The sequence below is a fragment of the Chitinophaga sp. S165 genome (assembly GCF_003182155.1).
Classification (GTDB): Bacteria; Bacteroidota; Bacteroidia; order Chitinophagales; family Chitinophagaceae; genus Chitinophaga.
This window is the reverse complement of sequence record NZ_QGTG01000007.1, coordinates 312,941-339,092: the sequence shown is the minus strand read 5'-3', so window position 1 is coordinate 339,092 and position 26,152 is coordinate 312,941. Positions and strand designations below refer to the sequence as shown.

Here is a 26,152-nt window from a genome sequence, read left to right as displayed (position 1 = left end):
ATAATGCCAAGTCCGGTTTTATTTTTCCGCGAACTCATATTTTATCTTCTGCGACTTCTCAAAGTCATATAGCGTGAGCAACCTTACTGTGTAGTAAGACGTCCAGAAAGAACGCAGTGCATTTATGTAGTTCTGATTAGCCTGGTTCTTCTCTTGTTGGGCAAGGTTCAGGTCAGTGATGGATATTTTTCCGATGTAGTAACGCTGCTTGGTGATCTCATAACGTTGCTTTGCAATAGTATCTGCTTTGGCAGCACTTTCAAGCAGTTTACGCTGAATATTGAATTGTTGTGTTTGCAGATAGATCTCCTGTTCGAAATTGCGCTCCTGCTGCTGAATGTCAACTTCCACCAGTTCCTGGTTCGCTTTCGCCTGTCTGATCCTGTTACGTGCTTTTCCCCAATCGATGATCGGGATGGAGAGCCCGACAACCAATAACTGGTTTTGCTGTAAATTACCACCACCATATGCATTCTTAAAACTATTCCCCTGCCGCGCCTGTCCGAAGTTGGCAGAGAGATTTAACTGATAACTGTTATTACCCCGGGCTTCAGCCACTTCCTGTTCTGCCTCCAAACGCTGACGGCGGAACGACAGTACAGCCTGTCTGTTGTCCTGTGCTTCACGTTGAGCAACATCCAGCGGGATCTGCAATGATGGTATTGTATCTGGCAGTGATACCTGTACGCTCGTACCCTTCGGTAACGATAGGAATTGCGTTAGCTGCCTGTAAGCAATCTCCTTATTCAGTGTTGACTGTTCCAGGTTGTTGCGGGCATTCAGCAGGTTCAGTTCTATTTGCAACAGCTCATTCTCAGCGATCTTTCCCAGCTCAAACCTGCCCTTTGATATGCGGTACAGCGTATCGGTATTGTCTACGTTCTGCTGGAGGATCAGCTCCTGTTGTTGCGCCATCAGGGCATCAAAGAAATACCCCGATGCTTGCAGCCCAGTATTCTCCAGCGCTTCCACATATTGCTTTTTCGACTCTTCGTATAGCAATGGCCGTATGCGCGCATCCCAGCGATAAGGATTATACAATAGCATCGGTTGCGCATAACTTACAGAGAAAGGAGTGGACAGATAGCTGACAGCTGAAGTAGGATCAAATACGTCATTACGTTGAAGATTGGTAGCTACAGACAGTTGTCCTCCGGTGAACGGTACAATCTGATCAGCTACAAGACTGGTAAAGGTAGAAGAATAAGAGCTACGGCTGAAAGCGTAAGTACCATCCGGTTGACGGATGCTCTCAATGTTACCAAGAAAGCTACTGTTGTTGGTTGCCTCCAATTTTAATTGCGGACGGCGGCCGGAAACATAGTATTTATACGCATACAGGCTGTTTAACGCACTGCTGCGGGCTTTATAATAAGAGGGCGATTGTTGCTGCGCCTGTTGCACAACACCATGTAAGGACAATGTTTGTTGCGCGTGGGTAACAGTAACGGTGAATAATCCGCAAATAGTAAACAGAATAGGTATTTTAGTCATGTCGCAAACATTCTATCGGGTTCTTATGAGCCGCCTTGCGGGCAGGAGAAATGCCAAAGATGAGTCCTACGGCAGATGCCAGCACGAAGGACAGGATGATGGATATCGCTGATACAATTGTGTGGATGTCGGCAAGTTTATCTACCAGATAAGCACCCGACACACCGAGTATAACACCGATCACCCCACCGGTAAGACTGATCAGTACCGCCTCAAACAGGAATTGCATTACAATGTCTTTTTTCTGGGCGCCCAATGCCATACGGATACCGATCTCACGGGTACGTTCCAGCACAGAGGCCAGCATGATATTCATGATACCGATCCCTCCTACCAGCAGGGAAATACCTGCAATGGCGCTTAGTACGATATTGAATACGTCTTTTGTCTTCTGTTGCTGTTTCAGCAATTGTTCGGGAATGGTGATCTCAAAGTCAAGCACGTCATTATGCCGGCGGCGTAACATGCGGCTGATGATAGTAGCCGATTCTGACAATGATTCCGCTGCATGTACCTGTATCACAAGTTGGTCCAGCTGATGGAAGATCTTGTTTTCAGGTGCTTCATTACTTCTTCCGAAGAACATGCCATTGTCGCCGGCACCCAGGTATAACGAAGGGTTCTTGTAGCGAACGAGGGATGTTTGTATAGGTATGTAGATATCCAGGTTATAGTCCCTGATACCCAGATTTTCTTTAGTGGATTTGCTGATGGTTTTGGCTTCTGTTACGCCGATGATCTTCAGCCATTGTGCACCGCATTTAATTGTTTTGCCTATCGGATCTTCCGAGATGAAGAACTTACGTTTCACATCACTACCGATAATACATACACCTTCACCGGCTACACGTTGCCGTTGATTGAATACGGTACCTTCACCTATTTTAATATTGTTGATATCAAAGAATGCGGGTTCCACTCCCACTACTTTCAGCTTGCTGCTTTTACTGCCGTAAATGATATCCTGTTCCAGTATCATTTCCGGGCTGATAGTGGCTACAGTGGGAATAATGCGGCGGATACTCTCAGCATCTGCAAGACTAAGCCCTTTAGAAAAGCGGTTCTTTTTAGCTTCTGTTTTAGCAGCACTTTCCTTATCGTCCGACTGTTGCTGTTGGTCCTCGTCTTTTTTCTCTTCCACTTTAGGTTTGATAACAATGTTATTCACCCCTACAAGCTTCATCTGATCGAGGATCTCGGCCTGCGCGCCGCGGCCAATGGCCAGCATAGCAATAACGGCAGCCACACCAAAAATGATTCCAAGCGCAGTGAGGAAAGAACGCAACCGGTTCGCACCGATAGAATCCAGGGCGATATAGAGATTGTTGAAATTGCGGTCCAGCATTACATTATTTTAATGTCGTTATTTTCATGTCTTTTGCTGATGCCGGTTCGGAGAGATACACAACATCTCCTTCAGCCAGCCCCTTTTCAACAATGACCTCTTCATCATTGGACTTGCCCAGTCGTACCTGTTGTTTGGATATATTGCCTGATTTCCTCAGATAGACATAACTGGTTTTACCGTTGGCAAAAACTGCTTCCAGTGGAATGATCAGCTTACCTGGCAATTCACTTATCAGGATATTATTGGAGGTGGTCATTCCGGGTTTGAGAATGGAATCGACCTTATTGAGTTTTATATTGACTTCAAAAACTTTGGCAGTAGCACCCGGGCGGGTCTCACCGATATTAGCCACCGTCTTCACCACGCCTTCCATCTTCACTTCGGGGAATGCATCCAGCCCCATGGTAACCTTTTGCGCCTGATGTATTTTACTGATGTCTACTTCATTAATATATACTTTAGACAGCATCGTTGAAAGGTCCGGAAGCATGGCCACACGCGGGTCCCATGACCGCACAACGGAGCCTGTTTTCTTCTTGCCGCCGCTGGCCCAGTCACTGATGTATACAAGCAAACCGTTCTTTGGCGCTTTAATAACAAAGCGGCTTTTCAATTCTTCCAGCCTTCCTATTTGCCGGCTGAATTCATCCGCTTCGCGATGTGCCTGTATCATTTTTGTGGCAGCCTGCTGTTGTTTGATCTTGTAGTTATCTTTCATCTGCACGAGGTCTCGCTGTGCCTTTTCAAGATCAATTTCGGCCTGCCGGATAGTAGCGGGAGGCTCGTACTTGCTCAGTTCCAGGGCCAGTTTCTTCTGTTCCATCTGGAATTGCAGATTGGTCATCTGATCACGAGCCTCCCTTAAAGTAAGTGCTGTATCCAGTGCCGTTTGAGTAACTGTTGAACTTGACTTCTCGAAGGATAGCTGCCCATCGCTGATACGTTTATTCACCAACGTTGGGTCCAATGTGGCAATGTAATCGCCTTCTTTTACATGGGAACCTTCGGCCACCATATCCTGGATCTTGATCTCATCATAGATCTGGTTTGCCTGGAGATCAGCAGGCGCAGAGATATACACGGTATTTTCCGCCTGCAGCTCTCCTGAACTGTTTACCACATCACGGAAATTACCTTTGCGTACTTTGGCGGTAATACTGCTGTCGGCAGCCTTACCAGAGAACATAAAATAACAGATCGCAAGAACAGGAATAATAATGGCAGGTAGCAGCCACCTTCGTTTTTTTAGCATAAGTGGGTAAATGGATTATGAAAGGCCGGGACACTATTTAACTACAGACACGTTATAAAAGTAATCGTCCATTTGAAAAATAAATGTTAAAAGTACGCGCTTAAGCAACCATTATCGACGGATGACGTACTTACATGCCCCATTCCCTGTACACTATCGACTATCGACTATCGACATTAAACACTATTTTTGCACCTCAAATTCGCTCCCTATGGAATTGGTGATCGTTAATAATAAGAAGACAGCAAAGGAATTTATTGATACCCATGTGGCTTTAAATAAGCAGATTCCCGAATGGATACGTCCGCTTGATAAAGATATTAACCAGGTATTCGATCCGGAAAAGAACAAGGCTTTCCGGCAGGGAGAGTGTGTGCGCTGGATCCTTAAAGACGATCGTGGTAAACTGATCGGACGTATTGCAGCCTTTGTGAATAAAAGATATAAGACCAAGGGAGATACCCAGCCTACCGGTGGTGTGGGCTTTTTTGATTGTATCAATGATCAGGCAGCGGCTAACCTCCTGTTTGATACCGCCCGTGAATGGCTGAAGGAAAGAGGGATGGAAGCCATGGACGGTCCTATTAATTTCGGAGAGCGTGACCGCTGGTGGGGCCTGCTTGTAGATGGATTCTATGAGCCTTTGTACGGCATGAACTTTAATCCGCCTTATTATCAGCAGTTAATGGAAACATATGGCTTCCAGCCATTCTTCCACCAGATCTGTTATGCGATGAGCGTGGATACACAATTACAGGATAAGTTCTTTGCACGGCATGCGTCCATCGAGAAAGATCCCGGCTACCATGCTGAATATATCGACAAAAAGAACCTCGCTAAATATGCAGAGGACTTCAGTATCGTGTATAACAAAGCGTGGGCGGGCCACCAGGGCGGCAAGGATATCAGCAAACAACAGGCACTGAATATATTCAAACAGATGTCTGCCGCTATGGACGAAAAGGTTGTCTGGTTTGTCTACTATAAGAATGAGCCCATCGCCTGCTGGCTGAACCTGCCGGAACTAAACCAGTTCTTCAAACATATGAACGGGAAGTTCGGCCTGTTCCAGAAATTACAGTTCCTGTACCTGAAACTGATGAAACGGTGTAAGAAATTTACGGGTATCGTATTCGGTATAATACCGGAATTTCAGGGCAAAGGCGTGGATGCTTATATGATAGTGGAAGGAGCCAAAATAATCCAGAAGGAACTTCCTTATACGCAATATGAACTGCAATGGATAGGCGATTTCAATCCGAAGATGTTGAACATTGCTGAGAGCCTGGGTACTCAGCCCAGCCGGAAGCTCACTACTTACCGTTACCTTTTTGACAGAACGAAAGAGTTCCAACGTCATCCTATTCTCTAAAACAGGAGCGATCCAACGCTGTACATACAGATTGTCCAACAGGGGTTAAATGAGCCGGTTACCGTCTGAAATAGCCTGCTTAAAGCGCCGATTGTTCCATGTACATTAAACGCTGATGCCTTAGAGCGCAACTTGTTAAGGCTTTCAGACCGGGCGACGGACCGTCTTTCAGTATTTGGCGTCAATTGTATTGTTTGAAGGAAGCGGCCGGAGGTGGCGGACAATAACATTATAAATATCCTTTTCCCTGAAGGGCTTCAGGAGATAGTCGTTAAATCCGGCTTCCATAAATTCCTGGTTTCCAGGCATGGAAGTATCTGCTGTCAGTGCCAGTACGGGCACCTGGGCCTTGAGCAGGTCTTTATCCCCACGTATCTTTTTAACCACTTCCATACCTGTCATGCGGGGCATTTGCAAGTCAAGCAGCACGATATCGTAATTATTATTAATAAATAACTCATAGGCAGCTACACCGTCAGACGCCTTATCAAAACGGCAATGCCAGCGGGTCAGGATCTTTTCCATGAGCGCCAGGTTCATCTCCTGATCATCCGCCACCAGCGCATACCGGCCATTCATGCAATGACCGGTCATCTGTTCTGCCTCCTGCTGTGTAACGATGATCGTTTGCGGAACCGGCGCTACTTTGTAGCTGATAGAACAGCAAAAACAACTGCCTTTTCCGGGAGAGGTTTCTACGGTTAATTGCCCATTGTGCAGATCGACCAGTGCGCGGACCAGCGCCAGCCCGAAACCCGCACCATGCACAGCGCCTGCAATTGGAGGCGTATTGTGCATATATTGATTGAATATAAAGGGAAGCCTTTCGGGTGCGATACCTTGCCCTGTATCCGTCACCTGCACATCTACCCGCACTTCTCCTGCCGGCCGTTTATCTACGCGCATATGGCAGTGTACGCTTCCGGTATCAGTGTATCTGATCGCGTTTTCGGTCAGGCAGGTGAGTATCCGGTATAGACGTTCACCGTCACCACTTACTTCCAGCAGTTGTTCCCCATCATAGACAACGTCAAATGCAAGATGTTTGCTATGGGTAAGAGGCGATAATCTATCCGTTACAGTATTCAATATTTTATAAGGTGAAAATGAATAATTATCAAGACGCAATTCACCTTTCTGCAACCAGTCAAGTTCCTGGATGTTTTGTTGTATCTGCATCAGCATGCCTGCAGCATTTTCTACAGCATTGAGTAATTCCCTTTGATGTGGGTCCAGGGCGGTATATGACAACTGTTCACTGAAACCAATAATGACATTAAGAGGGGCGCGCACTTCCTGGCTGATATTATTCACAATATCCAGCCTGGCATTTGGGGTTCCGTTCCCGGTACGATTTATGTATAATATCTCTTTCCGGAGATAACGGATATAAAACAAGAGAACGACCACTGTTACCACCAATAACAGCAACAATAAAGATGACGGGCCGATGATAGCTATAACTGCCGGAACAGATATGTCATTGACTGAAGGGGCATTTACGATCACGAACAGAGGAAGGATATTAGGGATTAATCCAAAAGCAACCGATAGATACATCGTATGCATTTAAAAGTTGAAAAAACGTTGGCATTAGACTCACAATTAATAAGAGTTCCTGACTCTCCTAAACCGGTCTTTTAACAGGTTAAATCGATGTACCGAATTTAACTAAAAGCGATGAGACTGAAAATTATTTCCCGCTCGTGTTATGTTCCGGCATGGAAATAAGAATTATATTTATAATGAGCTGAGAAGATTCACCATAACCTGTTGATACTATGTCCAACAACCAATGCGGAGGCTCCCAAGAACTGTTGTGTATATGAACAATACAGCGTCAGGTACGTACTTTAAACAAGAGGTGCTACGAATGACGGGCGGTGTCCTGTTGTTCTATGTTACCTATATCATTTTATTGTTATGCTCATTCCTGCTGATGGCAGCTTGTATATGGAGCGGAAGCTCGCTTATTGTATATGCTTCCTATCAGGGTTTGTCCGGCATTTTTACTTCAATCGCGGGTGCAGCATTATTGCTACTGGGAGTGCTGCAGACAATTTTCATTATGCTGTTCCTGTTCAGCAGGCATAAGACCGTTGTACCCTACCGTACAGTTGTTACAGAGCAGGAACAGCCGGTGTTGTTTGATTTTATATACAAACTTGTAGAGCAAACAAAGGCGCCATTGCCGAAAAGAGTTTATCTCGTACCGGATGTCAATGCGGTAGTATTTCACTCTCCCGGTATTATGGGACTTTTTGGCGAGGCGGACAAGAACCTGGTGATAGGACTTGGTATGGTGAACAGTCTAAACATCAGTGAGTTCAAAATGGTGCTCGCGCACGAATTCGGCCACTTCTCACAACGTAGCATGAAACTGGTCCTGCACGTATATACGATTAACAGGATCATCTACAATATTCTTTATGAAAACAGGAGCTGGCGCAGTGCAATCATATGGCTATCCAACAAAGGTCTGTTAGCAGCGTTATTCTCGCGTGTGTTTGTATTGCTGGCTGCAGGGCTGCATTTTCTTTTCCGGCAGATGCATGAACTGATCAACCGGCAGTATATGCGCTTAAGCCGTGAGATGGAGTTTCAGGCAGACGAAGTGGCGCTTTCAATTTGCGGAACAGACACTGCCATCTCCGCCATGCGACGTGCTGAAATGAGCAATGCCTGTTTCCAGCAATTATTGCAGCGCACAACATCATGGGCGCGGCAACAGCGGTTTATCCGGAATATCTATGAAGCGCACAGCATGCTTATAAAATATCATGCAAAGCAAAACAGTACGCCGCTGGACCATCAGCAGCTGCCACAGTATGATGATGATCAATTCGGAACGACCGTGAAAAGCCAGGTGCAGTTCCGTGATAAGTGGGCATCCCATCCGACGCAGGAAGAACGTGAACAACGTTACCTGGCAGCCGGTATACCCGGTGTGAAGATCCCTCAAAGTGCATGGACGCTGTTCCATGATGCGGAAACCTTACAGGAACAGATGTCACATCAGATCTATGATGTACTGGCACCGGAAGAAATGCCGGCACAGTGGTCTTCCGCAGAAGATTTCATCAGGGAGATCGAAACGTTCCATGAGCAATATGCCTTTCCTGCGCCGTATAACAACTATTATGACGACAGGCCTTTCTCTGACATACCTCCCGGCAGACTGGAACCTTTTTCGGAGGAAGAACAAACTTTATATACGCTGTCTACCCTGTATACGAAGTCGCACCGGCAACGGATCCGGCATTATTTCCGGGATGTGCAGGATGCCGCAACCTTACAGGCAATTATCAGTGGAGAGATACAGGTGACGCAGTTCACTTATGAAAATGTACAGTACCGCAATCATGAAGCGCTGAAGGTCCTGGATAAATTACACCAACAAATAACCAGGGACAAACAATGGCTGCAGGAACAGGACCTGATGGCCCTCCGTTACCACTATACGTTTGCGTTGCAACATGCACTGGAAGCAGCAACCAATTTGCAGGAGCAGTACAGGCGTATACTTTCCCATCAGGTAAAGGCGAATGCCCTTAATGAGATTGCCGGCGTCATCATGGAAAGCATTCCCTCCTTTTATGGAGGTAACAATATGTCGCTGGAAAAAGCAGATGCCCGTCTGGGGATACTCCGGCAGGAAGCGGAACAACTGCTGCACCTGTTACAGGAGCTGTTGTTTCAGCATAATATCAGCGACCAGTGGGAACCTGAGTTACAACAAAAGGTGACGCATTTTATACAATACCAGTATTCATATATGCTGCAACATCCCCCGTTGCCGGAAGAACTGGAAGCGATGTATGATATCAGCGCCAGCGTATCCGACCATTACAACAACAGCATCATCCTGATGAAAAAAGACTTCCTTTATCGTTGTCTCGACTTCAGTGAGCTGTCTGTTCCTCATTGACGGTTTACTTTTCTTAATATGTAAGTTATTACCATAGCGGCAGGTACTATGAACTATCAGTTAGCAGCTAGGGACTATGGACAATTTTGTGTACTTTCGGCCCTCGCGAATGCGTTGTATATATGGAGAATTTTATCGTTTCAGCCCGTAAATACCGTCCACAGAATTTTTCAACCGTAGTCGGACAATCACATATTACGACCACCCTTAAAAATGCGATCCGTAATAATCAGCTGGCACACGCCTTCCTGTTCTGCGGTCCGAGAGGTGTGGGAAAAACAACCTGTGCCCGTATCCTGGCCAAAACAATCAACTGTGAGAATCTGCAACCTGATGGGGAAGCATGTAATCAATGTCATTCCTGTACGTCTTTCAATGAAGGAAGTTCCTTCAATATCCACGAACTGGATGCTGCGTCCAACAACTCGGTAGACGATATCCGTACGCTGGTGGAGCAGGTACGTTTCGCTCCACAGGCAGGAAAATATAAGATCTATATCATAGATGAGGTCCACATGCTCAGTTCCTCCGCATTTAATGCGTTCCTGAAAACGCTGGAAGAACCGCCTTCTTATGCCATCTTCATCCTGGCTACCACAGAAAAGCATAAGATCCTCCCTACCATTTTGAGCCGGTGTCAGATCTTTGACTTTAAACGTATCACCATCCAGGATACGGTAGATCATCTGCAGGAGATCTGTCAGAAGGAAAGCATTCAGGCGGAATCTGACGCGCTGCACCTGGTAGCGCAGAAAACCGATGGTTGTATGCGTGACTCACTCAGTACGCTGGATAAGATCGTCAGCTTTACCGGCGGACATCTGACTTACCAGAATACGCTGGAGCACCTGAACATCCTGGATTACGACTATTTCTTTAAAATAATGGAGGCGGTATTGCAACAGGATGTTGCCACTGCCCTATTGATATTTGACGAGATTCTCCAGAAAGGTTTTGAGGGGGATAACTTCCTGAACGGCTGGTCGGAGTTTCTTCGTAACCTGCTGATGAGCAAGGAGGAGAAAGTGCTGCACCTGGTAGAAGTATCCGGTAATCTTAAGGACAGGTACAAACAGATGTCGGGCAAGGTAAGTCCTTCTTACCTGATCACGGCCCTGCACCTGTTGAATGAGACGGAGATCAATTATAGGATGGCTCGAAATAAACGCCTGCATGTGGAAATGGCGCTGATCAAGCTGTGTTTCCTTCAGCAGGCCGTTACCTTAGTCAGCGATGATCAAACCGGGGAGGTAGTAAAAAAAAAACTGGTAGCTGATGGCGCAGTACCACAGAAATTAAGATCCTCCTTCATACAGGCCGCACCTGCGGCCAAAAATATGGCAGGACAACCGGCCACCAGTGGCTCTATTGCCGCAAATGAGGCCCGGCTGACCATAGAAACACCACCACCGGCTTCTAATCACAACGTACAGCAAACGCCAGTACAGCGTCAGGCGCAACCTGTGGCAAACCCGGTTACAGCGGGAACGGCCACGACATCAAAACCGGCGCAGCCTGCGGCTCCGCAAACCAAGCTGACAGGTCTTGCCGCTATGAAAGAGGCACTGGCAGCAAAACAAGTGACAAAGGCGGTACAGGAGATCATTCCAATGACCCTGGGCGCGCTTCATGTGTATTGGGAAGAATTCATCGACAGGTTCAGGCAGGCTAACAAAATGACAGTCGTGAGTAATCTCGCACTGGCTGTTATCGACATGGCCGGACCGGAAGAAATCACCATTACGAGCAGGAATATTGTGCAATTCCGCTTCATGGAAGAAGAAAAACTGGCCATTTCGGCTTTTTTCAAAGAAAAATTTCACAACCCGGCTCTCGTGCTGACCTTGCACCTGGATGAGACCCAGCAGACGGTGGATATTGGCCCCGCGCCGCTTTCCAGCCGGGAACAGTTCCAGAAAATGACGGAAAAATATCCGCTGATAAAGGAACTGAAAGATAGATTGAATATGGAACTGGATTTTTAAAGAAGGTTTACGGAAATATCTTCCGTAATCTAACTTTCACAATTCGCATTTCTTTTGTAGGTTTGGGCAAAATTTGGAATAATACTATGGCAGAAGTTATCAGAATGCCCCTTTTGAGTGACACAATGACTGAAGGGGTGATCGCGGAATGGCATAAAAAGGTAGGTGATACCGTAAAAGCAGACGACGTAATTGCTGAGGTGGAAACAGATAAAGCCACCATGGAAGTGATGGGCTATGTGGAAGGTACCCTATTATATATTGGTGTCGAGAAAGGTAAGGCTGCTAAAGTAAATGAGATCATAGCAATTGTAGGGAAACCAGGTGAGGATTATAAATCTTTACTCGGTGGAGGTAATAATAATGGCCAGGCAGCAGCGGAAGCCAAACCAGCAGCGCAGGAAACTGCAGCTCCGGCTCCGGTGGCCAGCAGTGCTGACAGCGCAGCTGCGGCAGAAGCACTGAAAAACGCTACCGTTATCCGTATGCCGCTGTTGAGCGACACCATGACGGAAGGTAAGATCGTAGCCTGGAACAAAAAAGTAGGCGATACCGTAAAAAGCGACGATGTACTGGCAGAGGTAGAAACCGATAAGGCTACCATGGAAGTGATCGGTTATGCGGACGGTGAGCTGTTATATGTAGGCGTAAAAGAAGGTGATGCCGCTAAAGTAAACGGTATCATAGCAATAGTAGGTAAGAAAGGCACTAATGTAGATGCGATCCTCGCAGCTGAAGGCGCCGGTGGTGCAAAACCAGCAGCACAGGCAGCACCAGCAGCTACTCCGGCTGCACCTGCAGCTCCTGCAGCCACTCCTGAGGTTTCAGAAAACAAGGACGGACGTGTGAAAGCATCTCCACTGGCTAAGAAACTGGCTGAAGAAAAAGGCATCGACATCAGTAAGGTTCCTGGTTCCGGCGACGGTGGCAGGATCGTGAAGAAAGACGTTGACAGCTTTGTTCCATCCGCAGCTCCGGCAGCAACCAAACCAGGTGCAGCTCCGGCAGCGAAAGTTGCAGCATTCACTCCAGCTGGTCAGGAAGGTCATACCGACGTTCAGCTAAGCCAGATGCGTAAGGTGATCGCTAAACGTCTGAGCGAAAGCAAATTCACTGCTCCTCACTTCTACCTGAAAGTAGATATCAATATGGACAAAGCCATTGAAGCACGTAAAGCTATCAATGAAGTGTCTCCGATCAAGATCTCCTTTAACGATATGGTGATCAAGGCTTCTGCCCTGGCACTGCGTCAGCATCCTGATGTGAACAGCAGCTGGATGGGAGACTTCATCCGTCAGAACCATCACATCCACATCGGTTCTGCCGTAGCGATCGAAGATGGTCTGATCGTTCCTGTTGTTCGTTTTGCAGATCAGAAAACACTGAGCCAGATAGCTGGTGAAGCGAAAGACCTGTATGACAAAGCTAAGAACAAGAAACTGCAGCCGCAGGATTTCTCCGGTAACACCTTCACTATCTCTAACCTGGGTATGATGGGTATCGACGAATTCACTGCAATCATCAATCCGCCAGATTCAGCAATCCTGGCTGTTGGAGGTATCAAAGAAACTGTTGTTTCTGAGAAAGGACAGTTCAAAGTGGTAAATATCATGAAGCTGACCTTGAGCTGTGACCACCGTAGCGTGGATGGAGCTGTAGGTGCACGTTTCCTGGCTACACTGAAGAGCTACCTGGAAAATCCGGTAACTATGCTGGTATAAATTTTATATCATCAACGAACTATAAAACAGGCGTTCCATTAAACGGGACGCCTGTTCTTTTTTAATCCCATACCGGTCATCTTAACACGCTGTTATTCAACATCAGAATTTGGGAGTTGCCGTATAAATGTTTAAATTTAAGTTGCCCCCACAACTAAATGATCAATGGAGATTCCTAAGAATGCGGCAAGCTGGTTCGAAATCCCTGTACACGATATCGACAGGGCCAGGAAGTTTTACAGTCAGATATTCAACTATGAAATGCCTCAGGAGCAGCTGGGTCTTAAGAAGAAAGCTTTCTTTCTGTTTGACAGGCTCAATAATGGTATTGGCGGAGCCATTGTTCAGGGTTCCGAGTATTTTCCCAGCCAGCGTGGTACGCTGATCTACCTGCATGCCGGCGAAGATCTCACTGAAGTACTGGAACGGGTCGAAGCCGCAGGAGGCAAAATAGAACTGGACAAACGCCCGGTATCTGAGTTGCAGGACCTGGGATATTTCGCCATCATCTTTGACCTGGACGGTAATAGGGTCGGATTATATTCAAAAAGATAAACCTGTCATAAACCCTGAGATACAAGGCTATCTTAATTAATATGCCCCGCCTCTTTCATTTTCTTTTGAAAGTTCAATAACTTACCGTTACATTTGGGGAACGAAAATGAGGACTATATGAAATTGGCAGAAGCAAAAGCGCAGTTTATACAAAGCTGGGGATCTTTAGGAGCTCAATGGGGCATTAACCGTACCATGGCTCAGATCCACGCCTTGCTGATGGTTATGCCTGATCCGCTGAGCGCCGATGATATCATGGCTGAGCTGAACATTTCCCGTGGTAATACCAATATGAACGTACGGGAACTGATCAACTGGGGATTAGTTGATCGTGTATTGATCCCCGGAGAAAGAAAGGAATATTTCACTGCTGAAAAAGACATCTGGAAGGTAGCTACTGAAATTGCCAGGGAAAGGAAGCGCCGTGAATTAGATCCGATTATCAAGACTTTGAACCAGTTACAGGAAGTAGAGGGGGATATGAAAGATAAACACGTAAAAGCATTTAGAGAATCTATTCAGGGCATCAACAAGTTTGCTCATCAGACTGACAAAGCCATCAACAGTTTTGTAAAGGCTGAAGAAAGCTGGTTCTATGGAACGTTGATGAAATTATTCAAGTAATATTTTTTGTCTACATGTTTCACTTTTTATTGAAAGTTTTGAAATACTATAAATCTGCTTACCATGAAGTATAAAAAGATAGTCATTGCAGCGGGAACGGGATTCATCGGCACCGGGATGATCGAACATTTCGGCAGTGATAACGATATAGTTATCCTCACCCGAAACCCTATAGCAGGACATGGGCGGGTTAGTTATATCAAATGGGATGGTAAGACCCTGGACAAATGGTCTGAACAGCTGGAAAACACTGACCTGCTGGTCAACCTTGCGGGGAAGAGCGTAAACTGCCGTTATACAGAAGAAAACAAACAGGAGATATTTGACAGCAGGACTAATGCCACAGCGGTATTAGGAGCCGCCATACGTACCTTACAACACCCTCCTGCCCTATGGATCAATGCAGCTTCCGCTACTATTTACAGGCATGCTGAAGACCGGCCAATGGACGAATTTACCGGGGAGATACAAGACGATTTTTCAGTACAGGTATGTAAACGCTGGGAATCGGTGTTTAATGGGGAAGTGGTAACTGGCACCCGCAAGGCAGTGCTCCGTATAGCCGTAACAATTGGTCACCAGGGAGGTGTTATGGCGCCTTACCTGAACCTCATCAAATTTGGACTGGGGGGGTATCAGGGTAATGGCTGGCAAAAATTCAGCTGGATACATATCACTGACTTGTGCCGGATGATGGAGTGGCTTTATGAACATCCTGAACTGGATGGCACGTTTAATTGTAGTGCCCCCCACCCAGTCAGTAACCGGCAGTTTATGAGAACATTACGTAAGGCAGGAGGCCATCTTTTCGGTCTGCCGGCCTTTCCCTGGATGCTGCGTATCGGTGCGAAGATTATCGGCACAGAAGCAGAGCTGCTGCTAAAAAGTCGCTGGGTACTGCCTACCCGGGCCTTGCAGGCCGGTTTTGTCTTTACGTACCCTCAGCTCCAGCCTGCCATGGAAAATATCATCGGCCGACTGCCAAGGCGTCGGTATCATCTTATATAGTTCATTATGGTTTGATGTTTGCTCTTATATAGAAAGTACCTGCCGGGGTATAGACCCTGGCGGGTATATGTAAACAGACTATTTATGAGCGATAAGAAATTCACGGTTGTTTTAGGTGCATCTCCCAATCCGAGCAGATATAGTTACCTGGCAGTATCCAGACTGGCCGGTAAAGGGCATCCGGTACTTGCTATTGGTAAAAAAGACGGTCAAATAGGCGATACGCCTATAACGAAAGAGCATCCCACTCCGGCAGATGTAGATACGGTTACCCTCTATATGAACCCTGTGCTGCAACAGGAGTACTACGATTATATATTGCAACTGCATCCGAAACGCATCATTTTCAATCCGGGCACGGAGAACGACGAACTGGCCGCGCTTGCCACCAGCAAAGGTATTGAGCCAATCGAAGCCTGTACGCTTGTATTACTGAGTACCGGCCAATATTGATACACGGCCGGTACGAATTCCTGTGAAATGCCTTCCCTCCTGCAATAAGGTCCCGTTAATTCTTGCTTTCTCTCATCAGATTGCTGATAAATTTTTGTATATTACTTATAATACTCCCCTACCAGCAAGGATCTAGAACGATAGAACGGCATTTATGTAATCTTAACGACCACGCCTATTCACTCTAATCATATATAATCATGAAATGGAGAAGATTCAACGGCGAACCGATTCATTTGCCCATTAAGGAAGAAGTGCGCCAGGCAATTATCCGGGAAACCGGGAAGGGCTTTCACTTAAAAGTGTGTATTGGCACGGACTCACAGGTAAAAGGTGCAGAAACAGAATTTGCAACGGTGATCGTTTTCCTGCGTGAAGGACATGGAGGTTTCATGTTCATCCACAATGACAAAACACGCGACTCTTATTCCATCAAGGAGCGTATGCTCATTGAAGTGGCCAAGAGTATTGAGATCGCCTACGAACTGTGTGACCTGTTCACCGAATACGATGTGGACATGGAAGTACATGCAGACATTAACACGAACCCCCAGTTCAAAAGTAACCTGGCGCTGCGTGAAGCAATGGGTTATATACTGGGAATGGGATTTGCCTTTAAAGCAAAACCAGATGCCTTTGCCAGCAGTTGCTGTGCGGATAAGGTAGTGAACTAAAGCCTGCAGGCTGATATTACTTTTCCCCGCTGTCAGGATGCGTCTTTTCGCATCCGGGGGCTTTTTTCCCCCAGAAAAATCCCATTCAGATGAGAACACCTACTCCGAAAACACGTCTCTCATACCGCGTAAAGCAGGGTCTAACGAAATTCCCGGACAAATATTGTTTTGTTAAGTCTTTGTAAATAGTTCCAGCTGAAACATAAGCCAGAAGCGGCTAAAGAGATATTGAGACGTCGATGTTCAATTGCCGGGCCAAAACGAGGGCTCGTTTTTTTGAAAAAAATTCCTTAATTTATACTGTAATACTGATATACTGTTATACTGATTTACTGAATAGCTGTCCAACATGCGTGCCTACATAACTGTCATACTATTGCTAGTATTTGCCAACTCTTCGTGCAAAAAAGAAACTATCTCAGACACTTCCTCACAGAAGCTGCAGGGCAGCTGGAGACTTTTATACTCCAATGCATCAAGTAATGCCCTGGTAGCCCGCGACAGTCAGTCGCTCGAGATCCTGAAATTTGATGGTAACAAAATGCTGACCTATAGCCGTGACACGCTCATCTCGAAGGAAACCTTCCTGATGGCCCTGAAAAGCGATCACCAGCCATACCTGGTAGCAGACAGCGATCCATGGAATCCACGGATATTCAGCTGCAACATTACCGGCAATGATACATTATCCCTGCGGTCAGTGCATTCCAACGTTCATGTTGGCCGTGTGTATATAAGAGTAAAGTAATTAACAGCTACTACCGGGTCAGGCTATCGCCCTGAACTCCGTATTCATCTCATCTATAGACGACAGGATAGCGTCCCTGCCGGACTTTTTCACGGTACTTGTTACAAAATGAGCGGGGAGGAATTCCCAGGACTCCCTTAATTTATTCAGGAACGCCTTTACATTCCGGCTGGTTTCGGCCTGGGTGCTCTTATCTGCTTTTGTAAATACCAGGGAGAATGGGATCTGCCACTCACCCAGCTGGTTAATGAACTCTATATCCAGTTTCTGAGGGGTATGACGGCTGTCGATCAGTACGAAGACATTGACCAGGTTTTCCCTTTTACGGAGATAGTTTTCGATCATCTGTTCCCACGACCTGCGTTGCGACTGACTAACCTTGGCAAAACCATATCCCGGCAGATCCACCAGGTACCAGGCCTGATTGATCAGGAAGTGGTTGATAAGCTGGGTTTTACCGGGAGTTCCGGACGTTTTTGCCAGCTTCTCATTGTTAGCCAACATATTGATCAGGGATGACTTACCCACATTGGACCGGCCTATAAAGGCATATTCCGGAAGGTTCGGAGTGGGGCATTTCTGCCAGTCAACATTACTGATGAGGTATTCTGCGCTCTTGATGATCATAATATTAGTCTTCGGGCACAAAGTTCATGAAAATTTACTTATTGCCAGCATTTCTCTATTTTCTCCTAACTTTGCGGGCTATGTCAGATAAGAAGATTGTACCGTTTGCCACATCAGAACTAAGTAAGAAGGAACAGATAGCGACCATGTTCAACGACATTGCCCACCGCTATGATTTCCTGAACCATTTTATGTCATTAGGTATTGATATCCAATGGCGCAAGAAGGCATTAAAGCAATTAAAAGCCCTGCAGCCTAAGAAGATGCTGGATGTGGCTACCGGTACCGGCGACTTTGCCATTATGGCGAACAAGATGCTGAAACCCAATACCATTACAGGAATTGACATATCAGAAGGCATGCTTTCTCACGGTCGTGAGAAGATCAATAAACTCGGCTTATCCGACAAAATAACCCTTCAGCTGGGCGACAGTGAGACAATAAGTTTTCCAGACCAGACGTTTGATGCAATAACGGTAGCATACGGAGTGCGCAACTTCGAGAATCTGGAAAAGGGGCTGTCTGAAATGTTGCGCGTACTTAAACCGGGAGGAAAACTGGTAATACTGGAATTTTCTAATCCAACCGCTTTTCCTATTAAACAATTATATAATTTATATTTTCGTTATATTACACCTTTGATCGGGAAATGGGTAGCAAAGAGCGAAGCAGCATATAGCTATCTGCCGGAATCAGTGAAAGCGTTCCCACAAGGTCAGGAAATGTGTAATATTTTAATTAATACCGGTTTCCAAGCAGTAACATGCAAAAAGCTCACATTCGGCATCAGCTCTATTTATTGCGCATCCCGCTAGTACTTCTGGCCATCCTATGGAATACAGGTAGCGCGAAAGCGCAGACCACCATGTACATGGAAGAACACGATGCCAAGCCCTATTACTTTGGTATTACACTCGCAGGTAATAATTCCAACTTTAAACTGTATCATGACGAGATATTCCTTAAACAGGATTCTATCATGGTTGCAGAACCATTGAGGACCTTCGGTTTTAACCTGGGCTTACTGGGTAACCTGCGCCTGAGTGACTACTTCGATATCCGCTTCAATCCGCAGTTATTATTTGCCTCCAAGAACCTTTACTATAAAGAGAACTACCCGGCAAGGGAAACGACCAAGAATATTGAGTCGATCCTGCTCAGTTTTCCGTTACAGCTGAAATTCAAATCAGACCGTATCGGTAACATGCGTGTGTATACGATCGGTGGTTTGAAATACGACTATGACCTCGCTTCCAATGCGAGGGCACGCCGTGCGGAAGACCTGGTAAAGATCAGGAAAAGCGATTTCGGTTATGAGTTCGGAGCCGGGTTTGAGTTCTATTTCCCAAGTTTTATCTTCTCTCCCGAGTTTAAGATCAGCAATGGTATTGGTAACGTACATGTTAAAGATGAGCACCTGCGTTATTCCAATGTGATCGACAAACTCAATTCCAGGATGATCGTTTTCTCCATTCACCTGGAAGGTTAGGTTCTTAGCGCGGATAGTACTGTTGACAAATTGTCTATTTACTATCTTTGCGCCATGAATTACATTATCCGCAATATATCAGTGGTCAATGAAGGCGCCACTACTGTTCAGGACGTATACATACAGGATGGCCGCATCGCTAAGATCGCTCCACAGCTAAATGTAAGTGGCCAGTACACCGAAATCAACGGCGAAGGCAAACACTTGCTGCCAGGCGTTATTGATGACCAGGTGCATTTCCGTGAGCCAGGCCTTACCCACAAAGCCACTATCTACACAGAAGCCCGCGCTGCAGTTGCCGGAGGTACCACCAGTTTTATGGAGATGCCCAACACACAACCAGCAGCCCTTACACAGGAATTACTGGAAGATAAATATAAAATTGCGGCACAGCACTCACTGGCGAACTACTCTTTTTTCATGGGTGTAGCCAATGACAATGTGGAAGAAGTACTGAAAACAAACGCAAGAAAAGACCAGGTCTGCGGTGTGAAGATCTTTATGGGATCATCTACCGGTAACATGCTGGTGGATAATTACATTACACTGGAACAGATCTTTTCAGGCACTGAACTGCTGATCGCTACACACTGTGAGGATGAGAAGATCATCAAATCCAACATGGAAAAGTACAAGCAGGAAGTAGGTGCAGAAAAGCTTACCACAGAATACCACCCGATCATCCGCAATGAAGAGGCCTGCTTCGAATCTTCTCTCGCAGCTATTCAGTTTGCAAAGAAATTCAATTCAAGACTGCATATACTGCACATATCCACAGAAAAGGAATTACAGCTGTTCAGCAATATGTTGCCACTGGCGGAAAAACGCATCACCGCAGAAGTATGTGTACATCACCTGCATTTTTCAGCAGATGATTATGCTAAGTACGGTAACCTGATCAAATGTAATCCTGCCATCAAAGCCGTTCATAACAAACATGCACTCTGGCAAGGATTGCTGGACGACAGGCTGGACATCATTGCGACAGACCATGCGCCGCATACCTGGGAGGAGAAACAGCAGCCTTATTTACAGGCGCCATCCGGTGTTCCATTGGTACAGCATAGCCTGTTACTGATGCTGGAACATGTATCGCTCGGCAATATCACACTGGAAAAAGTGGTGGAAAAGATGAGCCATGCACCGGCGGTTTGTTTCCAGATCAAGGACAGAGGTTATCTGCGGGAAGGTTATTACGCTGATTGTGTGATCGTAGATCTGCAACAGGCTACTACCGTTGATAAACAAAATATCTACTACAAATGCGGCTGGTCTCCATTTGAGGAACATACATTCCCGGCAGCTGTTACACATACTTTTGTGAGCGGTCACCTGGCATATGAGAATGGTAAGTTTAATGAATCTGAAAGAGGACAGCGCCTGTTATTCAACCGTTGATCATCTTATAACAATAAGAAAAATGCTCTTACCGGTAATGGATAAGAGCATTTTTTCTTTTGTATGCTTACCATCCTCAACATTTTATGGAAATGACGGCGTCTTGCATCTATTAATATTATCGGGCCTGCAAATGGTTATGACACCGATGTTTTTTTCTATTATCCGTATATTCACTAAAAATACCTGTGCATGGAACTGGACAAAACAACCTACTATGATCTCTCTATATTTAACCGTGAAGAAGAATATTCGCTGTTTCATAAACTGGACTTTACCACTACCACAGGTGGCAAGGATTACTTACGGCATCTGTATAGTAACCCTTTAAAAGATATTGCATCCATAGAAGAAAGGCAGAAGGTCCTGCAGTTTATTCTGCAGCAGGAAGACAGCTGGCCGGCAGATATTATCAGTAATGGTACTATTGTCGTAATGGAAAATTACCTGGAAGCGCAAATTGAGCCGATCAGCAATCCGGATGGTATTGGTTTGATGGTAAGCGCCCTGCTGACAAAAACGATCTTTTCGCCCGACTATAGTTTTATTAAGTTCTCTTTTGCCCAGCTGCTTAATCTTCTGAAAGGCTTCCGTAAGCTGGAAACGAATTTTAATACAGACCAGACACCCAAAATACTGAAACAACTGCTAGACAGGGCGCATCATTTGTTGTATCAGAAAGAGTTCAACGATATCATTGTTGCCGATGAAGCAGGTCCCGTGTCTTTTGTGCAGATCCTCCGGTATGATCATTACATCCGAAAGAGACAAAGGAAAAACATTTCAGAACTGCTGGATATCTATCGCCGTCTGGACGCGTATTACGCTATGGCCAAAGCAGTAAGACATTTCAAATTGCAGTTCCCTGTTTTTGAAGACTCGCCTAACCCTTTTGTGGAGCTGAATAACCTGTATCATATCATCCTGCCGAAACCGGTATCATATGATATCACTATGAAACAGCAGTCGCACTTCCTATTCCTGACAGGAGCTAATATGGCGGGAAAAACAACCTTCATCAAAGCTGTGGGAGTAGCAGTTTTCCTGGCACATATAGGCATGGGCGTACCCGCTGCTAATATGAAACTGAGCTTCTTCAACGGGATATTCAGTAATATTTCCGTGCAGGACAACATCTTCAAAGGTGAAAGTTATTTCTATAATGAAGTACAGCGTATCAAGAACACGATCATCAAAATAAATGATAACAAAAAGTGGCTGGTGCTGATAGATGAAATGTTTAAAGGCACGAACGTGGAAGATGCCAAGAACTGTTCACTGGCTGTGGTAAATGGATTGCTGAAGAGCACTAACTGTCTGTTCATACTATCTACCCACCTGTATGAAATTGCGGAAGAGTTGCAGAATGCGCAGAATATCCGCTTTAAATATTTTGAATCGCAGGTAATAGATGATAATCTATACTTCACTTATCAGTTAAAAGATGGAGTTGCAAAAGAGAAGATCGGCTACCTCATTTTGAAGAGAGAGAAGGTACTGGATTTACTGAACGAGATAAGATAAAAAGAACGAGAATGAATAAATATGAATGAACGTCTTTCTATAAATTCGATATCCATATTTATTCATTCTTAATTCTAACCTTATCTATGATCGTTAAAACCTACGGCAGTGCCGTTCAAGGCGTAGAAGCCATTTCCATTGTTATTGAAGTGAATGTTGCACCCAAAGGCACCCAGTTTTATATAGTAGGCTTACCTGATAGTGCTGTCAAAGAAAGTGAAAGACGCATAGAATCCGCCATCCTGAACATAGGCTTTAAGTTTCCACGTTTCAGAACAGTGGTGAACATGGCGCCCGCTAATATCCGCAAGGCCGGTTCTGCATATGATCTTCCCATTGCATTAGGACTTATTGCCGCTTCTGAACAGATCAACGCAGATCTGTTATCTCAGTTCACTATTATGGGAGAGTTGTCGCTGGACGGCACGGTGTTGCCTATCTGCGGAGCGTTACCTATTGCTATTCAGGCAAGAAAAGAAGGGTTTAAAGGACTGATCGTTCCGGCACAGAATGCACGGGAAGCCGCGATGGTGAATAACCTGGAGGTATACGGCGTAACACATCTACGGGAAGTGATAGCATTCCTCCAGGCGCCGGATACACTGGAACCTGTCACGGTAGATACGAGGGCTGAATTTGCCAATGCGCAGCAACAGTTTGATATCGACTTCAGCGATGTTAAGGGGCAATACACCATTAAACGCGCATTGGAGGTAGCAGCTGCCGGCGGACATAATGCATTGCTGATAGGCCCGCCTGGCGCAGGTAAGACCATGCTTGCCCGCAGGTTGTGTACCATATTGCCGCCACTGAGTTTACAGGAAGCACTGGAAACAACCAAGATCCATTCGGTAGCAGGTAAGTTACCGGCGGATGCTTCGCTTATTACACAAAGGCCCTTCCGTTCTCCACATCATACCATCAGTCATACGGCGCTGATTGGCGGAGGCAGTATCCCACAACCGGGAGAAATATCACTGGCACACAACGGCGTATTATTCCTGGACGAACTGCCTGAGTTCAGCAGGCAGGCGCTTGAAGTGATGCGGCAACCGATGGAGGAAAGAAGAGTGGGTATTTCCCGGGCGCGGCTGTCAGTTGAATTTCCTGCCAGCTTTATGCTTGTGACCAGTATGAACCCTTGTCCCTGTGGCTTCTTTAATCATCCTGAAAAGGCATGCACCTGCGCTCCAGGTTCCGTACAGCGGTACCTGAACAAAGTATCCGGCCCTTTAATGGACAGGATAGACCTGCACATTGAGGTGACACCTGTACCCGTGCAGTCCCTGCTGGACCATTCCGATGGGGAATCCAGCGCAATTATAAGGGAACGGGTACTAATGGCAAGAGAGATACAAAGCTCCAGATTCAGGGCTTATAAGGGCATTTACAGCAATGCACAGATGACCAGCAGCTTGTTAAGGAAAGTATGCCGGCTTGATAAAGAAGGTGAAGACCTTCTGAAAACTGCCATGCAGAAGCTCAAATTATCTGCAAGGGCATATGACAGGATCCTCAAAGTCAGCCGCACAGCTGCTGATCTTGAGGCCAGCGAACAAATAAAGATCGAACATCTGGCAGAGGCTATTCACTGCAGAAGTTTGGACAGGCAGGATTGGTGGGACAAATAGCCCGTTATGCCACCAGTTCTGCGCTCTTGTATTCCTCCGACAGTTTCTTTTGCATATCAGGCGGCACAGGCGCATATTCAGCAAAGACAGCTTTGATCTTAGCCTTTCCCTGTGTTACATTACGCAGGGCAGCATATAATTTGTCCAGCTCTGCCTGTGGCGTACGTGCTTTGATAACCTGGTACCCGTTCTGTGAGTCCATACCGGTGATGATACTTCTGCGGGATTGCAGTTCACTCATAATATCTCCCGCCATCGTATCGGGGGCAGAGGTCTCAATATCAAACACAGGTTCCAATAACTGTGGAGCAGCCTGGTGGAAGGCGTCCTTGAAAGCCATCATACCCGCTATTTTAAAGGAGATATCATTACTATCTACCGGGTGCATTTTACCATCATACACGCTTACCCGGATATCCCGCACATAGGAGCCGGTAAGCGGTCCTTCCTGCATTTTCTCCATAACACCTTTCAGGATAGAGGGCAGGAAACGGGCATCTATGGCGCCGCCAACTATGCAGTTATTGAATACCAGCTTACCTCCCCAGTTAAGGGCTATTTCGTCTGTGTCACGCACGGGATGCTCCTTGTAGGGCGGCATGCCATCATAGTATGGCTCTATCGTGAGGAAGACCTCCCCAAACTGTCCGGCGCCACCGGATTGTTTCTTGTGACGGTAAGTAGCTGAAGCATTCTTCCGGATGGTTTCCCGGTAGGGAATCTTTGCGGGCAGGAATTCCACATGCATCTTGTAGATATTTTCCAGCCGCCATTTGGTCAAGGCCAGGTGCAGATCTCCCTGACCGTGCAGGATCACCTGTTTTAGCTCGCGGTTATACTCTATTTCCAGCGTAGGGTCTTCCATATGCAGCTCCGCCAGTACTTCCCCCAGCTTCTCATCATCCGTTTTATTAGTGGCTTCAATAGCTACTCTCACCTTGGGGTTTGGGAAGTCTATCGGTTTTACCTGTTTTCCGGATTGCTTATCACACAACGTATGGTTCGTTAAGGTATTCCTCAGTTTCAGGGTACAACCGATATCGCCGGCACGCAAAACTTCGGCAGGCTGCCTGTTACGTCCGTCGGTAATGAACAGCTGATTCAGCCTTTCAGCAGTATTGCCTTTTTCATTGTATAATTCGCCTCCTGCCTTTATCTCGCCCGCTAACACCTTAAAAAACGAAAGGCGCCCTATATGGGGCTCCTGGAGGGTTTTAAACACAAATAAGACTGGTGATGCTGCCGGATCACAAGGAATTACGCTGCCATCTTCTGCCTGTTCCGGGGGCATATCTACGGCAGCCGGAGCCACATTGTCGATAAAGCCCATTAAACGGCCGCTTCCCATATTATGAATGGCCGACAGGCAGAAAACGGGGAACACCTGGTGTTTCAGCATCCCGATCTTCAGCCCCTGCCGCATCTCATCTTCATCAAGATTGCCTTTTTCAAAATACTGTTCCATCAGGGTGTCATCATTTTCGGCAGCCTTTTCCACCAGCTCATTATGCAGCCGCTCCGCCTGTTCTTTCTCGCTATCGGGGATCGGAAGCTTCTCCGGCTTTCCGCCGTTTTCGGGAAACCGGTACATGGTCATTTTCAGCAGATCAATTACACTGTTGAATCCTATACCCTGATTAACAGGATATTGCATGACGGTCACCGCGGGGCCAAAGACGCGGCGGGCATCTTCCACCGTACGGGTAAAGCTGGCTTGCTCTGCATCTAGCTGATTGACGGCCAGAATGGTCGGCTTGCGGTATTTATCCACATAGTCCCATATCTGTTCCGTACCGACCTCTACCCCATGTTGTGCATTGAGCAGGAGCAGTGCAGTGTCGCAGACACGAATGGAGGAAATGATCTCACCAATGAAGTCTTCTAACCCCGGCGTATCAATGATATTGATCTTGTAATCCCGCCATTCGGTGTGGAGACAAGTGGCATAGACAGAGCTTCCCCGTTCATGCTCTACATCGTGGTAATCGGAAACCGTGTTCCCTTCTTCTACTGTACCGCGACGGGGAATAATACCTGCTTCAAACAGCATGGTTTCGCAAAGGGTTGTTTTTCCGCTCTTTGCGGCACCCAATAGTACAATGTTTCTGATGTGTTTCTCATCATAGGTCTTCATAAACGTAGAATTAAGAATTGCTCAGCCTGAGAGGCTGACTGTAAACAATAAGTTAAGTAAGAAGCAGACGAGGAATGCCGTTTTGGTGATTTTAGCCGGTGCTTGATAAGCTGTGACCGATTCTGAGTATTAAGTTACTCTATTTTTTTCTACCGGGACGGCTCAAACATGTTGCAACATCAATATT

General features: G+C 46.2%; 21 protein-coding genes. 15 read left to right on the top strand and 6 right to left on the bottom strand.

Features of this window, described 5'->3' with window-relative positions:
• Window positions 1-18 precede the first annotated feature (18 nt).
• Genes C7475_RS24610 through C7475_RS24600 form a run of 3 tightly spaced genes read right to left on the bottom strand, consistent with a single transcriptional unit; the run spans window position 19 to window position 4,094 of the window.
• Entirely contained in the window at window positions 19-1,494 is a 1,476-nt protein-coding gene (locus C7475_RS24610) for a TolC family protein (protein ID WP_110056064.1), read from the bottom strand.
• On the bottom strand, window positions 1,487-2,839 hold the full coding sequence (locus C7475_RS24605) for an ABC transporter permease (protein ID WP_110056063.1): 1,353 nt from the start codon (window positions 2,837-2,839) through the stop codon (window positions 1,487-1,489). Before C7475_RS24605 ends, C7475_RS24610 begins: the two co-directional genes overlap by 8 nt.
• A gap of 4 nt (window positions 2,840-2,843) precedes the next feature.
• On the bottom strand, window positions 2,844-4,094 hold the full coding sequence (locus C7475_RS24600; protein WP_110056062.1) for an efflux RND transporter periplasmic adaptor subunit: 1,251 nt from the start codon (window positions 4,092-4,094) through the stop codon (window positions 2,844-2,846).
• Between the two features lie 211 nt (window positions 4,095-4,305).
• Here C7475_RS24600 and C7475_RS24595 point away from each other — a divergent pair, with 211 nt between their 5' ends.
• Window positions 4,306-5,466, top strand: a complete 1,161-nt coding sequence (locus tag C7475_RS24595) for a hypothetical protein (RefSeq protein ID WP_110056061.1) — start codon at window positions 4,306-4,308, stop codon at window positions 5,464-5,466.
• A gap of 168 nt (window positions 5,467-5,634) precedes the next feature.
• Here the strand turns inward: C7475_RS24595 and C7475_RS24590 are convergent, their stop codons facing one another.
• Window positions 5,635-7,026 (bottom strand): response regulator, encoded by a 1,392-nt coding sequence (locus C7475_RS24590; RefSeq protein WP_158286611.1) that lies wholly within the window; start codon window positions 7,024-7,026, stop codon window positions 5,635-5,637.
• 265 nt (window positions 7,027-7,291) lie between these two features.
• On the opposite strand from C7475_RS24590, the gene C7475_RS24585 reads away from it, so the two are divergent.
• The 9 genes from C7475_RS24585 to C7475_RS24545 all read left to right on the top strand — a co-directional run bounded on the left by C7475_RS24585 (window position 7,292) and on the right by C7475_RS24545 (window position 17,162).
• Window positions 7,292-9,394 carry a M48 family metallopeptidase gene (locus tag C7475_RS24585; RefSeq protein WP_158286610.1) on the top strand — a complete coding sequence of 701 codons (2,103 nt, stop codon included), beginning with the start codon at window positions 7,292-7,294 and terminating at the stop codon, window positions 9,392-9,394.
• A gap of 122 nt (window positions 9,395-9,516) precedes the next feature.
• A complete protein-coding gene (locus C7475_RS24580; RefSeq protein WP_110056058.1) occupies window positions 9,517-11,379 on the top strand; it encodes a DNA polymerase III subunit gamma/tau in 1,863 nt (620 codons plus the stop codon).
• An 86-nt stretch (window positions 11,380-11,465) separates the two neighbouring features.
• Complete coding sequence (locus C7475_RS24575) at window positions 11,466-13,100, top strand: pyruvate dehydrogenase complex dihydrolipoamide acetyltransferase (protein ID WP_110056057.1); 1,635 nt, start codon at window positions 11,466-11,468, stop codon at window positions 13,098-13,100.
• 165 nt (window positions 13,101-13,265) lie between these two features.
• Window positions 13,266-13,655 carry a VOC family protein gene (locus tag C7475_RS24570; RefSeq protein WP_110056056.1) on the top strand — a complete coding sequence of 130 codons (390 nt, stop codon included), beginning with the start codon at window positions 13,266-13,268 and terminating at the stop codon, window positions 13,653-13,655.
• 117 nt (window positions 13,656-13,772) lie between these two features.
• Window positions 13,773-14,279 carry a GbsR/MarR family transcriptional regulator gene (locus tag C7475_RS24565; RefSeq protein ID WP_110056144.1) on the top strand — a complete coding sequence of 169 codons (507 nt, stop codon included), beginning with the start codon at window positions 13,773-13,775 and terminating at the stop codon, window positions 14,277-14,279.
• 63 nt (window positions 14,280-14,342) lie between these two features.
• Entirely contained in the window at window positions 14,343-15,287 is a 945-nt protein-coding gene (locus C7475_RS24560; protein ID WP_110056055.1) for a TIGR01777 family oxidoreductase, read from the top strand.
• Between the two features lie 84 nt (window positions 15,288-15,371).
• Entirely contained in the window at window positions 15,372-15,740 is a 369-nt protein-coding gene (locus tag C7475_RS24555; RefSeq protein ID WP_110056054.1) for a CoA-binding protein, read from the top strand.
• Window positions 15,741-15,940: 200 nt separating this feature from the next.
• Entirely contained in the window at window positions 15,941-16,414 is a 474-nt protein-coding gene (locus C7475_RS24550) for a ribonuclease H-like YkuK family protein (protein WP_110056053.1), read from the top strand.
• Window positions 16,415-16,763: 349 nt separating this feature from the next.
• Window positions 16,764-17,162, top strand: a complete 399-nt coding sequence (locus C7475_RS24545) for a hypothetical protein (RefSeq protein WP_110056052.1) — start codon at window positions 16,764-16,766, stop codon at window positions 17,160-17,162.
• 18 nt (window positions 17,163-17,180) lie between these two features.
• Here C7475_RS24545 and yihA read toward each other — a convergent pair whose 3' ends face one another.
• The gene (yihA, locus tag C7475_RS24540) at window positions 17,181-17,789 is read right to left on the bottom strand and encodes a ribosome biogenesis GTP-binding protein YihA/YsxC (RefSeq protein WP_110056051.1); all 609 of its coding nucleotides are present in this window, start codon (window positions 17,787-17,789) and stop codon (window positions 17,181-17,183) included.
• Between the two features lie 80 nt (window positions 17,790-17,869).
• On the opposite strand from yihA, the gene ubiE reads away from it, so the two are divergent.
• From ubiE to C7475_RS24515, 5 genes are all read left to right on the top strand, one after another.
• Window positions 17,870-18,604, top strand: a complete 735-nt coding sequence (gene ubiE / locus C7475_RS24535) for a bifunctional demethylmenaquinone methyltransferase/2-methoxy-6-polyprenyl-1,4-benzoquinol methylase UbiE (RefSeq protein WP_110056050.1) — start codon at window positions 17,870-17,872, stop codon at window positions 18,602-18,604.
• Window positions 18,589-19,278 (top strand): outer membrane beta-barrel protein, encoded by a 690-nt coding sequence (locus C7475_RS24530; RefSeq protein WP_233259951.1) that lies wholly within the window; start codon window positions 18,589-18,591, stop codon window positions 19,276-19,278. The genes ubiE and C7475_RS24530 overlap by 16 nt, the downstream gene beginning before the upstream one ends.
• 54 nt (window positions 19,279-19,332) lie before the next feature.
• Window positions 19,333-20,676 (top strand): dihydroorotase, encoded by a 1,344-nt coding sequence (locus C7475_RS24525; protein WP_110056048.1) that lies wholly within the window; start codon window positions 19,333-19,335, stop codon window positions 20,674-20,676.
• A gap of 192 nt (window positions 20,677-20,868) precedes the next feature.
• Window positions 20,869-22,200 carry a DNA mismatch repair protein MutS gene (locus C7475_RS24520; protein WP_110056047.1) on the top strand — a complete coding sequence of 444 codons (1,332 nt, stop codon included), beginning with the start codon at window positions 20,869-20,871 and terminating at the stop codon, window positions 22,198-22,200.
• Window positions 22,201-22,286: 86 nt separating this feature from the next.
• Entirely contained in the window at window positions 22,287-23,831 is a 1,545-nt protein-coding gene (locus tag C7475_RS24515; protein ID WP_110056046.1) for a YifB family Mg chelatase-like AAA ATPase, read from the top strand.
• A gap of 4 nt (window positions 23,832-23,835) precedes the next feature.
• Here C7475_RS24515 and C7475_RS24510 read toward each other — a convergent pair whose 3' ends face one another.
• A complete protein-coding gene (locus C7475_RS24510) occupies window positions 23,836-25,965 on the bottom strand; it encodes a translation factor GTPase family protein (protein ID WP_110056045.1) in 2,130 nt (709 codons plus the stop codon).
• Between the last annotated feature and the right edge of the window lie 187 nt (window positions 25,966-26,152).

What these genes read in the sequence shown, in the direction of transcription:
- C7475_RS24610 (WP_110056064.1), bottom strand. Translation starts at nt 1,494, where the DNA reads ATGACTAAAATACCTATTCTGTTTACTATTTGCGGATTATTCACCGTT.
- C7475_RS24605 (WP_110056063.1), bottom strand. Translation starts at nt 2,839, where the DNA reads ATGCTGGACCGCAATTTCAACAATCTCTATATCGCCCTGGATTCTATC.
- C7475_RS24600 (WP_110056062.1), bottom strand. Translation starts at nt 4,094, where the DNA reads ATGCTAAAAAAACGAAGGTGGCTGCTACCTGCCATTATTATTCCTGTT.
- C7475_RS24595 (WP_110056061.1), top strand. Translation starts at nt 4,306, where the DNA reads ATGGAATTGGTGATCGTTAATAATAAGAAGACAGCAAAGGAATTTATT.
- C7475_RS24590 (WP_158286611.1), bottom strand. Translation starts at nt 7,026, where the DNA reads ATGTATCTATCGGTTGCTTTTGGATTAATCCCTAATATCCTTCCTCTG.
- C7475_RS24585 (WP_158286610.1), top strand. Translation starts at nt 7,292, where the DNA reads ATGAACAATACAGCGTCAGGTACGTACTTTAAACAAGAGGTGCTACGA.
- C7475_RS24580 (WP_110056058.1), top strand. Translation starts at nt 9,517, where the DNA reads ATGGAGAATTTTATCGTTTCAGCCCGTAAATACCGTCCACAGAATTTT.
- C7475_RS24575 (WP_110056057.1), top strand. Translation starts at nt 11,466, where the DNA reads ATGGCAGAAGTTATCAGAATGCCCCTTTTGAGTGACACAATGACTGAA.
- C7475_RS24570 (WP_110056056.1), top strand. Translation starts at nt 13,266, where the DNA reads ATGGAGATTCCTAAGAATGCGGCAAGCTGGTTCGAAATCCCTGTACAC.
- C7475_RS24565 (WP_110056144.1), top strand. Translation starts at nt 13,773, where the DNA reads ATGAAATTGGCAGAAGCAAAAGCGCAGTTTATACAAAGCTGGGGATCT.
- C7475_RS24560 (WP_110056055.1), top strand. Translation starts at nt 14,343, where the DNA reads ATGAAGTATAAAAAGATAGTCATTGCAGCGGGAACGGGATTCATCGGC.
- C7475_RS24555 (WP_110056054.1), top strand. Translation starts at nt 15,372, where the DNA reads ATGAGCGATAAGAAATTCACGGTTGTTTTAGGTGCATCTCCCAATCCG.
- C7475_RS24550 (WP_110056053.1), top strand. Translation starts at nt 15,941, where the DNA reads ATGAAATGGAGAAGATTCAACGGCGAACCGATTCATTTGCCCATTAAG.
- C7475_RS24545 (WP_110056052.1), top strand. Translation starts at nt 16,764, where the DNA reads ATGCGTGCCTACATAACTGTCATACTATTGCTAGTATTTGCCAACTCT.
- yihA (WP_110056051.1), bottom strand. Translation starts at nt 17,789, where the DNA reads ATGATCATCAAGAGCGCAGAATACCTCATCAGTAATGTTGACTGGCAG.
- ubiE (WP_110056050.1), top strand. Translation starts at nt 17,870, where the DNA reads ATGTCAGATAAGAAGATTGTACCGTTTGCCACATCAGAACTAAGTAAG.
- C7475_RS24525 (WP_110056048.1), top strand. Translation starts at nt 19,333, where the DNA reads ATGAATTACATTATCCGCAATATATCAGTGGTCAATGAAGGCGCCACT.
- C7475_RS24520 (WP_110056047.1), top strand. Translation starts at nt 20,869, where the DNA reads ATGGAACTGGACAAAACAACCTACTATGATCTCTCTATATTTAACCGT.
- C7475_RS24515 (WP_110056046.1), top strand. Translation starts at nt 22,287, where the DNA reads ATGATCGTTAAAACCTACGGCAGTGCCGTTCAAGGCGTAGAAGCCATT.
- C7475_RS24510 (WP_110056045.1), bottom strand. Translation starts at nt 25,965, where the DNA reads ATGAAGACCTATGATGAGAAACACATCAGAAACATTGTACTATTGGGT.